At 37.7% G+C, this 13,174-nt stretch carries 13 protein-coding genes; 11 read left to right on the forward strand and 2 right to left on the reverse strand.

Annotated elements, in window-relative coordinates; all coding sequences use genetic code 11:
- Nucleotides 1-201 precede the first annotated feature (201 nt).
- Nucleotides 202-1,446, forward strand: coding sequence for an alginate lyase family protein (locus IPL24_06110; GenBank protein ID MBK8363264.1), 1,245 nt, complete (start codon nt 202-204; stop codon nt 1,444-1,446).
- A 593-nt stretch (nt 1,447-2,039) separates the two neighbouring features.
- On the forward strand, nt 2,040-3,239 hold the full coding sequence (locus IPL24_06115) for a glycosyltransferase (protein MBK8363265.1): 1,200 nt from the start codon (nt 2,040-2,042) through the stop codon (nt 3,237-3,239).
- A 19-nt stretch (nt 3,240-3,258) separates the two neighbouring features.
- Here IPL24_06115 and IPL24_06120 read toward each other — a convergent pair whose 3' ends face one another.
- On the reverse strand, nt 3,259-3,951 hold the full coding sequence (locus tag IPL24_06120; protein ID MBK8363266.1) for a response regulator transcription factor: 693 nt from the start codon (nt 3,949-3,951) through the stop codon (nt 3,259-3,261).
- Between the two features lie 38 nt (nt 3,952-3,989).
- Nucleotides 3,990-5,927, reverse strand: coding sequence for a hypothetical protein (locus tag IPL24_06125; protein MBK8363267.1), 1,938 nt, complete (start codon nt 5,925-5,927; stop codon nt 3,990-3,992).
- 246 nt (nt 5,928-6,173) lie between these two features.
- On the opposite strand from IPL24_06125, the gene cyoE reads away from it, so the two are divergent.
- From cyoE to IPL24_06170, 9 genes are all read left to right on the forward strand, one after another.
- Entirely contained in the window at nt 6,174-7,073 is a 900-nt protein-coding gene (cyoE, locus tag IPL24_06130; GenBank protein MBK8363268.1) for a protoheme IX farnesyltransferase, read from the forward strand.
- Nucleotides 7,074-7,080: 7 nt separating this feature from the next.
- Nucleotides 7,081-7,740 (forward strand): cytochrome c oxidase subunit 3, encoded by a 660-nt coding sequence (locus IPL24_06135; protein ID MBK8363269.1) that lies wholly within the window; start codon nt 7,081-7,083, stop codon nt 7,738-7,740.
- 56 nt (nt 7,741-7,796) lie between these two features.
- Complete coding sequence (locus IPL24_06140; GenBank protein ID MBK8363270.1) at nt 7,797-8,609, forward strand: cytochrome c oxidase subunit 3; 813 nt, start codon at nt 7,797-7,799, stop codon at nt 8,607-8,609.
- 18 nt (nt 8,610-8,627) lie between these two features.
- Nucleotides 8,628-8,960, forward strand: a complete 333-nt coding sequence (locus tag IPL24_06145; protein ID MBK8363271.1) for a cytochrome C oxidase subunit IV family protein — start codon at nt 8,628-8,630, stop codon at nt 8,958-8,960.
- Between the two features lie 6 nt (nt 8,961-8,966).
- Nucleotides 8,967-9,623, forward strand: coding sequence for an SCO family protein (locus IPL24_06150; protein ID MBK8363272.1), 657 nt, complete (start codon nt 8,967-8,969; stop codon nt 9,621-9,623).
- A 6-nt stretch (nt 9,624-9,629) separates the two neighbouring features.
- Entirely contained in the window at nt 9,630-10,169 is a 540-nt protein-coding gene (locus tag IPL24_06155; GenBank protein ID MBK8363273.1) for a DUF420 domain-containing protein, read from the forward strand.
- 14 nt (nt 10,170-10,183) lie between these two features.
- Nucleotides 10,184-10,405: a hypothetical protein gene (locus tag IPL24_06160; protein ID MBK8363274.1), complete on the forward strand. Its 222-nt coding sequence runs from the start codon at nt 10,184-10,186 to the stop codon at nt 10,403-10,405.
- Between the two features lie 1,025 nt (nt 10,406-11,430).
- On the forward strand, nt 11,431-11,907 hold the full coding sequence (tnpA, locus tag IPL24_06165) for an IS200/IS605 family transposase (protein ID MBK8363275.1): 477 nt from the start codon (nt 11,431-11,433) through the stop codon (nt 11,905-11,907).
- A gap of 214 nt (nt 11,908-12,121) precedes the next feature.
- Nucleotides 12,122-13,174, forward strand: coding sequence for a rhodanese-related sulfurtransferase (locus tag IPL24_06170; protein ID MBK8363276.1), 1,053 nt, complete (start codon nt 12,122-12,124; stop codon nt 13,172-13,174).

Genomic DNA, 13,174 nt, shown 5'->3' on the forward strand with positions numbered 1-13,174 from the left:
TGAAAGAGCTATACGGGTTAAAATTAGTCTCTAATCTGTTTTTACGTGGATAAAGTCTTTCGACTAGGTCGTACAGTGAGTCATTTTAAAACCGCTCAGCTAGGTGCTAAATTTCAGTACCGGTTAGTAAAGTTTTGTTATGATAAACACATTTTTCCGCCACCAATTAAAAAAAGTCCCAAGGTTAACTTTCTTCAGTTCTTGCCTTCAAATTGTAGTAGTTCTGTCTATAAAACCGGGAAGTTTTCATTTCTGAATAAAGAGAAAAATTTTTCTTCAACTGTTGACTGGAATTTTAACGAGTTCGGTCAACTATGGAATATCAGGCTGAACTCCCTTGAGTATCTTAGTCACCTCGATACTTCTGTGGATGATGGACTATATCTGATCCGTGATTTTATTAAAGAAATAAAAAAGAACAGGACCCGATATGATTCGCATTGTGCTTCTCTTCGAATAATTAATATCATTAAATTTTGTTCACGTCACAGTATTGATCTCCCGGAAATTAATGCATTTGTATTCTCTCAGGCATTGTATGTCAGAAAGAATTCTGAAATTCATTTAAGAAATAATCATTTACTGGAAAATGGATTTGCGCTATTATTTGCTTCGCATTTTTTTGAACATGAAAAGTTATTTCATTTCTCTTCGAAGATCCTTTTGAATTCTCTTGAAAAACAAATTCTACCGGATGGAGCACATTTCGAACTGTGTCCGATGTATCATCTATGGACAACCAACCGATTGCTGGAATGCTTACAAATTCTTAAGAAGTCAAATTTCAATGTCAAACCGGTATTAGCTATAGTAGAAGAAAAAGTTTCTGTTATGCTCGGATGGATCAAACACATGCAATTTGGAAACGGGTCACTCCCTGCAGTGAATGATAGTTGTGAAGGCTATGGGCCCGGAATTAATGCAATCTTGAAAATTGCAAATGATATTGGAGTAAAAGCTTCCGGTCATGCACTCAAAGAAAGTGGATTCAGGAAATTCAGAAACAGAAATTTTGAAATGCTTGTAGATGTGAATGGCCTTACGCCACCCGAAGCTCCCGGCCACTCGCATGCTGACACATTTCATTTTATATTACATGTATTCGGAGATCCATTTATTATCGATACCGGTGTTTCTACGTATGAACCATCAAAACTGAGAATTCATGAAAGATCAACACTTGCGCATAACACAGTCGTAGTGAATGAACAAAATCAAAGTGAGATTTATGGATCATTCAGAGCCGGACGTAGAGCAAAGGTCAACCTTATCAAACAAACACCTAATGAACTTGAAGCTTCTCACAACGGATACCAGCATATTGGAGTCAGACATACGCGGAAAATTTTATTTGAGCAGGATAGAATTGTGATAACTGATAAAATTACAGGCAAGCTTCCTCTAAATGCAGTGCTTATCTGCACATTGATAAGAAAAACAGATTGATAAAAAAGGATGACTCCCTGTTCTCTAAATTTGTCAAGATTGAATTCAGAAATTCTTCTGCTATTGAGATAAAAGAAAACTATTACGCAGTTGCTTTTGGAAAACAAATTCCATGTTACGTTGTAAAGATTGATTTTTCCGGAGAATTAGTTACTACTTTAAGTTTGATAAAATAAGTCAATGGTAGGCTTTTAGTATTGTAATTTTTTAATTTCAATTATACTTTCTCGAAAAAATTTAAATCCCGGGAGCGCGCCATGTCTTGTTGAGAATAGGTCCACCCCCATTTAACAATTTAGAATAATCTGACTACGGGTAGATAAACTTCTACCGGATGCATTAAACTTTCTATGAAACAACCTGCTAAACTCAATTAGAATTTTCACAAGAACACAGATACTACCTTCCGCTAATAACTTCGTTGTTTAGTCTGTGATAAATTTATAACTAAGTTCAAATATATTCGTTTCATATAAGTCACTTAAACACTTGTGCTAAAAACTTAGTGGTCTTAGTGTTAAAAATTTATTTGTTAGTAGTTTGCAAATAACTTTAATCTATTCCCTGAAAATTCCATTATCTTCACGGCTTCAATGCCAAGAAAACGTATCAATATCATCACTCCGCATTTTACGCCGGAAAACACTGCCGCTTCTCACCGGATGGAAAGTGCTGCCCGTGTACTTTCTGCTAGTTTTGATGTGAATGTTTTTACATTGACTGAAAGAGGAAAGAAAGCCCGCGCAACTACTGAAATGTGGAATGACAATCTGCATGTGCATTATTTATACATGCCGGATTATCCAAAGGGGCTTTATATTATCCGTGCATTGATGGAGTGGGTTTATGCAAGAAAGCTTGTACGGTTTTCAAATACTGTGGAATGTGACCTTGTACTCTTCACTTCCCCTTTTATGTTTCTCTTGAATGCTGTTGCAAAACTATGCAAATGCAGAATGATTGTTGCTGATATCAGGGATATTGTCTGGCATTATCTTCCTGAAAAAAATATACTGAACAGAAAGGTCAAGCAAATAGTAACGAAATCAGTACATGCCAGCTTCGAAAAATTTACTGCAATGACCGTTACAAATCAATCTGAAAAGGAATGGCTTCTGTCGAATGCAAATGTCAGGAAAGAAAAAATAAGGGTTGTTCCAAATGGGTTGTCGGAAGATAAGTTCAGATTCTTGCAAACTGTCCGTTACTCGAAGCCGAAAAAAGATTTTATAATCTCTTACATAGGTAACATAGGCTCAGCCCAGGTTTTTATTCCCTTGATCGAAGCTATCAGGAATAAGGAAGGTGTAAAACTTAATCTGATAGGCGATGGAAATGCCCGTGAGTGTATTCAGAAATATCTTTTAGAAGAGGATGTAAGAAATGTGTTTATTCCGGGTAAGCTCCGCTGGGCACGCATCATTCCTTATTATCAAAGCTCATCGATTTTGTACAGCGGATTAAAACCGGAATTTGATACTGCAATTCCTTCCAAGATCTATGAATATCTTTCAACCGGCCTTCCTATTCTTTTTCTTGGAAAAGGAGCAACCGTTTCTCTTCTTGAGAATTTCGACAACATCTATAGCCTGGATGATTATACTGAAGAAGGGTTGAAAAAAGCGATCGCAAAAATTCGTTATGATAAACCCGCCAATTCACTACCAAATACTTTAGCAATCGGCGAAAATTTTATTCGGGAAAAGATCAGCCAGAATTTTGTTGAATTGGCGGCAGGTATCCTCAATGAAAAAACAACGAGCGAAATTTTTGTGGAAGATCTGTTTAAATGAAATTTAAAATTCCATGATTTTAGATGGGCCGAACCCAATTATTCTTGTGTGCCATTGAAATTATCTGCGCTTTAGAATTGACGTGAAGTTTGTTATAAATATTTGCAATATGTTTTCTCACTGTCAATGCACTGATTCCGGTTATCTCGCCAATTCTTTTTGCATCATACCCGTTGATCATGTGCTGGAGCATCTCGTACTCTCGGTCTGTAAGAAGATTTTCAATCTCGGATTTTTCTGTCGTAACAACTTCGTTTCTCTTTTCTCCTAACAAACGAAGTGTCTTCCGTGCAATTGCTGGACTCATTGGAGCGCCGCCATACTCTAACACTTCTTCAATAGCTTCTCTGATAGTAAAATAGTTTTCATGTTTTAAGAGATATCCTGAAGCTCCGGCTCTTATTGCTTCGAAGATATTTTCATTGTCTTCAAAAACTGTCAACACAATAAAATGTATTTCCGGATAGATAGACTTTGCAATCTTAATTGTATCAATGCCGTTCATTTCCGGCATTTGTATGTCCATAAAAACAACTTTTGGCAATAAACTGCTTTCAAGTTTTTTTAATTGTTCCAGAAAATCATGTCCATTCGTTGCAGTCACGATCACGTCGAGTTCGGGATATTGTCCGACCTTATCCATAAAGGTGTTCCTGTTGACTCTATTGTCTTCAGTCAGACCGATTTTTATTTTCTCAATGATTGCTTTCACTTTTCAAATTTGCTGAACTTAATATTAAAATAACATACTTAGTTTGTAGTATTTCCTGAAATTCTGATTTTCGTTCCGGATTCTTTTTTACTTTCAAGTTCAATTCTCCAGTTACACTCTTCAACTCTGTGTCTGATGTTTTCAATTCCACTTCCCCGGAGATAATTCGAAGTGTCAAATCCTTTTCCATTGTCTGCGATTTCAATTTTCCATTCGGTATCAGAATAGAAATTGATGGTGATTTCTTTTGCCTGACTGTGTTTGAGAGAATTTGTAACACACTCTTTCATGATCAGAAACAAATGTAACATCCGGGAAGGGGAGAAGATCAGATCATGAATGATCTCTTCATTGAAATTGTATTTTATTTCAGGATAGTTCCGCATTAATCTTTGCATCCATACCTTAAATCTGTCACATAAACTGGTGAATGGAAGCTGTTCGTTTTTTAAAACCCAGATCGTGTCACTTAACTGAGTTACCATATTCTGTGCATTCTCTTCAAGCTGAATGATAGTAGCTGCCGAGGCCGCAGGACTCTCCTTGATTGATTTTGTATTTGATGAAATAGCTGCTGCGTACGACCCAAGATTGTCGTGCAGATCAGCTGCGATCCGCTTTCGTTCTGCTTCCTCCGCTTTGATTACCGCTTCTCTTGAAAGTATCTTTTGTTCCTGAAGTAAATTTTCAAGTTTGATCTTCTGTACATGCCGGTAATTGCGATATAATAAAATGATCAGCAAACTTACAAGTATGAAAACGATCGTACTCCCAGCCAGATAATAATTGTTGCGTTCGATTTTTAATTTTTGCTGAAGAATAATATTCTCTTTCTTCTGAACTTCATACCTGGTTTGTAAAACAGCGAGTGCATCCTCCGAATTTTCTTGATACAATGTGTCTTTCAGGTCGATGATCTTTGTTAAAGCATCTGCATATTCATTTTGCATGTTAGACACTTTGTAATTTTCTGCTAAAGTCTGGTAGAGATAAATCAGTCGGGGAATATTTTTCGTTTTCCTCGCCAGGTCTATACCCTTCATTGAGATCGGAATCCCTTTTTCAGGCATTTTACGCATAGCGTAATATGTCGCCAAAGTTCCCATATCGGCTATGATGTAAAATGGATCACCTATCTTTTCCCTTACAGCCAGGGCTTCATTCATATCGGATTCAGCAAAGGCAAAATATTCTTTCTTAATATTTATACTCGCACGAATGTTTAATGCATTGCAGACTGCTGCAAGATGTTCTGATTGTTTTGCAAAATATAATGCCTTATTCACGAAATATAATGCCGAATCATCTTTCGAAAGATTGTTATAACATGAAGCATTGTTTGAGAACAATGCAGGAACACTCCGGAGTAATTTTTCATTTGTAGTAAGTGAAATTCCCTTGTTGAGCCATTTGGTTGCATCAGTATATTTTTCGATTTCCATATTGGCCCATCCTAAAAGTGTATATGATTTCAGAATGAACAAAGTGTCTTTTTCTTTTTCAGCAATATTTAACAGTACAAATGAATTTTCGATTGCAGCTTTACTTTCATTTTTTCTGATCAATCCGGCGATCTTATTGTTGAGAATTTCCATGTAATACTTTTTTGGAAATGTGGCCTGATAATTTTTCAATAAGCTGTCACTTAGTTCAACAGCTTTTTCACCTTCTCCGATCTTTATCATATAGATCAGGTAGAAATTTTCCAATTGATATGATTGTAGCTGTGTTTGCGGGAAAGTATTTTTAGCAATTGAATAATAATAGAGTAGGGTATCAGGTGAAAATGAGTTGTGTTGTTCACAGATCTGAATAAGTAAATCAACTTGCTTGCTCTTGTCAGTAGTTGACTGATACAATGTTCTTAAGCTTTCGATCCGCTTTGTCTGTGAAACAGCAGGACTAAAAATTCCGCAGAGAAAAAGTAAAAAAATATACTTAATAACCGGTTTGTGCATTGTGAATGCAATTTTCATAAATATAAGGCAAGATTGACATACTACAAACTAAGTATTGTTCATCTTCAAATGTTAAATCACCTTTGTTCTTGGTAATTTTATGTACTCATAGACAATAATACCACAAACGCAGACTAGTTTGGACCCATGAATTGTTGCCCGGTTCAACGTAGGAACAACTTTTGGAGAAAGAAGTTGTTTCTACCGGGCGCAGTCTTTTTTATCTGAGAAAAAAGCAGTAATCTTGCCTCCCGGTTTAGGGCAATGCAACAAAAATCCTTAAGTATTTCCGGTTCTGTGAACTTTTCAACTCGAATTCAGGACTATATTCAACTGACGAAATTCAGATTGTCTAGTCTTGTCGTTTTTTCAGCGGCAATGGGTTACATCATTGCAATGGGCAATGGCTTTAGCTGGCAAACACTTTTTTTACTTTCTGCCGGAGGTTTTCTCGTCACAGGTTCTTCCAACGCTTTTAATCAGATCATTGAAAAGGATCTTGATAAATTAATGGACAGAACAGCAAACAGACCATTGCCTACCGGTAGAATGACAGTTCCTGAAGCTTATGCCGCCGCCATTGCTATGGGAATCAGCGGAGTATTAATTCTTTGGGTGGGAATAAATCCACTCTGCGGGATTCTTAGTTTGTTGTCTTTACTTTTATACACACTTGTTTATACTCCATCAAAAAAAATTACCCCTTTTTCAGTACTGATCGGAGCATTTCCGGGAGCTTTTCCGCCGCTATTAGGCTGGGTTGCAGGAAGAAATGAAATTGGAATGGAGGCTTTGGTGCTATATGCCATTCAGTTCATCTGGCAGTTTCCACATTTTTGGGCAATTGCCTGGGTACTTCATGACGATTATGCAAAGGCAGGATTTAAAATGCTTCCAACCGGCCAGGGCCGTACAAAAGGAGCTGCTTTTCAAACATTAGTCTATTCTATTTGTCTGATACCTTTGGCAATTATGCCAATCGTTTTCGGATTTACAGGAATCATTGCAACAATATTAATGGTAATAACAGGTATATTATTTACTCTTCAGGCCTTAAGGCTTTTCAATCAATGTGATTTGAAATCAGCACAACGGTTAATGTTTGGGTCGTTTATATATTTACCTGTAGTTCAGATAATTTGGATGTTAAATAAGATATTATAAAATGGCCATGGCACAGGAAATCCAACTCAACAACCTTTCGGAAGCGGAAGTAAAACGAAAAGCATTAAAAGCATTGTTGTGGTTTGGAATAGTTAGTATCGTAATGCTTTTTGCAGGATTGACCTCAGCATACATTGTTCGCCAAGGTGAAGGCAAATGGGTTGAGTTTTCTATACCTTCAATGTTCAGTATCAGTACCTTGCTAATTATTCTGAGCAGCGTTTCCATGCAATGGGCAGTGAGTTCAGCGAAAAAGGGGCAGATAGCACAGATTCGTACAGGACTGCTTATCACCTTGTTACTTGGCATTGGATTTACGCTTACTCAATATCTTGCGTGGTCAGATCTTTATCAAAGCGGTATCGTTTTAACAGGAACCGTGAGTGACATCAAAACGAATTTCAATTACATTCCTTCCGGAAAAGAAACTCTAGCTGAAGCCGGAGCTGTTGGAAATGTCGCGGGCTCATTTTTATATGTGATTACCGGTTTACATGTTCTTCACTTATTGGCAGGTATAATCTCATTAATTATTGTATTTTCGCGCGCAACGAAAGGCAAATACACTGCAGCAAATCACAACGGCTTGAGTATGTGTGCGATTTACTGGCATTTCCTTGATGGACTGTGGGTGTATTTATTTTTCTTTTTACTTTACATCCGATAATAGTAACTACAACAGATAATCACGTATAAAACCACAATAAAACCAACACGAATTTCATGGCAAACCATTCTACAGCAACATCTCCTTCTAAGTCCATTTGGGGCGGCGATGTTTCTCCGTTTAATGTAAGCTGGGGAAAATTATTCATGTGGATATTCCTTGTATCCGATGCATTTACATTCTCAAGTTTACTGATTGCTTATGGTGCAATGCGTCACCGTTTTCCGGATATCTGGCCACTTCCAAATGAAGTGTTCACCCATTTCCCGTTTGTCCATGGTCATATGCCATTGGCTTATGTTGGTTTGATGACGTTCATCCTCATCATGTCTTCGGTAACAATGGTACTTGCTGTTGATGCCGGACATAAGTTTAAAAAGAAAGCTGTTGAAAAATGGTTGGTACTTACCATCATTGGTGGTTTTATGTTCCTTGGCTCACAGGCTTGGGAGTGGTATCATTTCATTCATGGTTCTGAAAAAGGTGCTTATGTTTTAGCAGATGGTCGCTTTGGAAGAACTGATGATCTCGAGCCCGGGGTTTTAAAATTCCGCGATGGATCAAAAGTAGAAGGCGCTGAAGCAACTGAATTGATTGCTACATCAAAGAAAAATATTATCGGTGCAAATCTTGAAGAAAATGAATACGGTAATACACCTTTGTTTGCCAACTTCTTCTTCTTTATCACCGGATTTCACGGATTCCACGTATTCTCCGGAGTGGTCATCAACATTATTACATTGGCTTTAGTATCATCAGGGTTCAATGAACGTAAGAAGGACTATGAACTTGTCGAAAAGGTCGGACTCTATTGGCATTTTGTCGATCTTGTATGGGTATTCGTCTTTACATTCTTCTACCTCGTTTAATTCTAAAAAAAGAATTCTATGTCAGCAAATCACGAACAATCACACGCCGTAGACCATGGTCATGAAGGCGGATTAAATACTAAAATGATCTGGAGAGTTTTCTGGATCCTGCTTGCAGTAACGATCTTCGAAGTATTAATTTCATTCACTTCAATTTCAAAAGATATACTTCTTGTTACATTCATCGTACTTACGATCGTTAAGGCTTACTTCATTGTAGGCTACTTCATGCATTTAAAATTCGAAGCGGTACCAATGAAATGGTCGCTGCTCTTACCATTTATCCTGATCGTTTACCTTATTTTCATAGCAATCTATGAAGGGACAGCATTGGGATTAATTCCTTATTAATTTGAAATGAAAAATCAATTCTGGAAGAGATTAATAATTCCATTTGTGATTTTACTTTTCCCGGTAGTGTTATGGCTGGTATTAGTTACCGGCCATAATCATTTTAAGACCTTACCAATACTTGGGCCGATTGAGATCAACGCAGCAGGAGATACAACCTTTCATTCCATCCCGGAGTTTGCTTTTACAAATCAAAATGGGGAAACAGTTGGGTCTAAAAATGTGGAAGATCAGATCTATGTTGCGAATTTCTTTTTTTCAACCTGTCAGACTGTTTGTCCAAAGATGAATGAGCAGATGGGTAAAGTTCAATATGCTTTCAAAGACAATGAGAAATTTCACATTCTGTCTTTTACTGTCGATCCTGAAACAGATTCTGTTCCTGTACTTGCTGCGTATGCTGAAAAAATGCGTGCAAATAATTCCAGATGGTGGTTTCTTACCGGCGATAAAGAAAAGATCTATTCTCTGGCGAGAACAGGCTTTCTTGTCCCTGCAGCTCAACGTACTGAAGAAAACGACTTTTTCCATTCGCAAGACATAATACTTATCGATAAACAAAAACACATTCGCGGTGTTTTTGATGGAACAGAGCCCAATGAGATTGACTCATTGATCGATCATGCAAAATTGTTACTTGAAGAATACAGATTACAAAAATAAATACCATTGACTAATCTCACTGCAAACGATTCATTTTACAAACGACTGATCTTCATTATTTCAATCGTAGTGTTTTTATTGATTTTTATTCTGTCGATTCTGCCAAAGCAAAATGAGATACCTTCATGGGTAGCAATTTTACCCAAACTCAATGCAATTCTTAATGGTACTACTACGTTGCTGTTGATTTTTTCACTGTATTTTATCAAACGGAAAAATATTGCAATGCATAAAAAACTCAATATTACTGCATGTGTCATTTCCACGATCTTCCTGCTTTCATATGTTGCTTTTCATGCTTTTGGTGTAGAAACGAAATTTCCTGCCGACAACCCACAGCTTCCACTTTATCTGACTATTCTCATCTCACATATCATTCTTGCTGCTTTCGTATTGCCTTTGGTATTACTATCTTTGTACCGCGGTCTGACAAATCAGGTGAGTAGTCACAAAAAGATCACCCGCTGGGCTTATCCGATCTGGTTATACGTTACAACCACAGGAGTCATTGTCTATCTGATGATATCACCTTATTACAAATTCTGATCGCCAATTCTGAAATGAAAAAATTCCTGCTCATATTACTAATTTCTATTGGTTCGTTTTCAATCGATACAAATGCCCAATGTGCAATGTGTCGCCGTGTCGCAGAAAGTAGTCATGATGCACATGAAGACAAAAAAGGCCGTGGGTTGAATTCAGGTATTATGTACTTGTTGGCTGTTCCTTATGTTTTGGCAGGGATTGGTATCTATGCTTATGTGAAGAAAAAAAGACCGTAAATATTTTTCAAAAATCGAAAATTGTAATTTGAATTTTTTCAAATATTGATCGCTTCTTTTCTTCAATATTTTTTATTTTTTGATCATTAATATCCCGCACAATTGAAATTTATGTGACCGCTCTGCGGTCATAATTTATTCGTACCTTCTCTTTCTACCGATATGTGACCGCTCTGCGGTCATACCCAATTCGCACCTTCTTTTTCTACCGATATGTGACCGCTCTGCGGTCATACCCAATTCGCACCTTCTTTTTCTACCGATATGTGACCGCTCTGCGGTCATACCCAATTCCGCACCTTCTTTTTCTACCGATATGTGACCGCTCTGCGGTCATACCCAATTCGCACCTTCTTTTTCTACCGATATGTGACCGCTCTGCGGTCATACCCAATTCCGCACCTTCTTTTTCTACCGATATGTGACCGCTCTGCGGTCATACCCATTCCGCACCTTCTTTTTCCGGATGTGACCGCCTGCGGTCATACCCATCGCACCTTCTTTTCTACCGATATGTGACCGCTCTGCGGTCATACCCAATCCGCACCTTCTTTTCTACGGTATGTGACCGCGCTGCGGTCATACCCAATTCGCACCTTCTTTTTCTACCGATATGTGACCGCTCTGCGGTCATACCCAATTCCGCACCTTCTTTTTCTACCGGTATGTGACCGCGCTGCGGTCATACGCAGTTTTTACAATCTTTCGTCCCAATATGATCAAAGGCTGCGGTTATGACCGCATAGCGGTCACATATCGGTAGAAAATAAAGCAATTCCGCATGACCGCAGCGCGGTCACATATCGGTAGAAAAGAAATAAAGCAATTCCGCATGACCGCAGCGCGGTCACATATCGGTAGAAAAGAAATAAAGCAATTCCGCATGACCGCAGCGCGGTCACATATCGGTAGAACGGTCACATATCGGTAGAACGGTCACATATCGGTGTTTTTGAAATCGATCATTTCCCCTCTTATATTAAACAGAAATCTGCAGACGTCTCTATATTTTTGTAAAAAAAACCATGAGCGATACATACACACAGATACATATCCAAGTAATTTTTGCAGTTAAAGGCAGGCAAAGTTTAATTCCGTTTTCTTTCGAGGATGAGTTATATAAATACATCACCGGAATAGTACAGAACAAAAATCAAAAAATGCTTGCGATTAACGGTATGCCGGATCATATTCATTTTTTTATAGGATTACGTCCAGACTGTACACTTTCGGATCTTGTGAGAGAAGTAAAGAAAGCTTCAAACAAATTCGTTAATGAAAAATTGAGTTTGGGTCGTGAATTTGCCTGGCAAGAGGGTTATGGAGGATTTTCCTATTGTCGTTCTGAGGTCCAAACGGTGATAAACTACATTAAGAATCAAAAAAAGCATCATCTCACTGAAAAATTTAAAGAAGAATACATTGCATTTCTTAAGGAATTTGAAATCGATTTCAAGCCAGAATATCTTTTTGATTGGATAGACTACAAAATTGATGATTGACTACTTTTTGTTCAAATTTCCCCATTTTTTGGCAGATGTTATCGGTCTAATTAAGCTTGAACTTTAAGCTGCATGATTATTACCTATTATTTGCTGTCGACTTTACTGATCTTTTGAGTTGTATCTTTTGGTTTTTTACTCAGTTTGCGGTATTTACCTCCTCTATGTGACCTTTGCCCATTGACCTAATTCAGAAATTCCCTACTTTTGCCAAATGTTATACAATAAGTACGATAAGGAAACCCTTAGGAAAAAGCTCATGGCGGAGGACTTCCCCCGGACCACGCTTTCTTTCTATCGATATGTGATTTTAGAAAATATCAATGAAATGCGTGATTCTCTTTATAGAGAATTTGATGCGCTTCAGGTTTTTGGCCGGATTTACATTGCCCGTGAAGGGATCAATGCGCAGATCTCTGTACCTACTCATAACTTTGAAAAATTCGTTGAAGACCTATATGCTCATCCTGAATTTTCAAATGTCAATTTGAAGATTGCTGTTGAAGATGATGGCAAGTCTTTTTATAAGCTTATTGTAAGAGTTCGCAGCAAGATCGTTGCCGATGGATTACCGGATGATACTTTCGATGTAACAAATGTTGGAAATCATCTGAGTGCAAAAGAATTTAATGATGCTATGCAGTTGCCGGAAACTATAGTCGTTGATCTTCGCAATCACTATGAAAGTGAAGTGGGGCATTTCAGCGGAGCAATACTTCCTGATGCTGATACTTTCCGCGATGAACTTCCAATGGTCATTGATATGCTAAAAGATAAGAAGGATAAAAAAATCCTGCTTTATTGTACCGGAGGTATTCGTTGTGAAAAAGCAAGTGCATTCTTTAAGCATGAAGGATTTGAAGATGTGAATCAATTGAATGGTGGTATCATTCATTATGCACGTCAGGTAAAAGCTGAAGGACTTGATTCCAGATTCATCGGAAAGAATTTCGTATTCGATGATCGTATGGGTGAACGGATCACTGAAGATATTATCAGCTCTTGTCACCAATGTGGCCAGCCTTGCGATACTCATGTAAACTGTGCTAACGATGATTGTCATTTACTATTCATACAATGCGAAAAATGCGCACAGAAAATGAATGGCTGTTGTACACCGACATGTAAAGAAATTTCTTTAATGCCAATAGAAAGTCAACGCGAACTTCGCAAAGGAAAAATAAAGGACAATGCTCATTCAGTTTACAAAAGCAGATTGCGTCCTAACCTTCGTGAATTTCTTGATCAGAATAATATTCAGTTATAA

It is taken from the genome of Bacteroidota bacterium (genome assembly GCA_016711505.1).
Classification (GTDB): Bacteria; Bacteroidota; Bacteroidia; order AKYH767-A; family 2013-40CM-41-45; genus JADKIH01.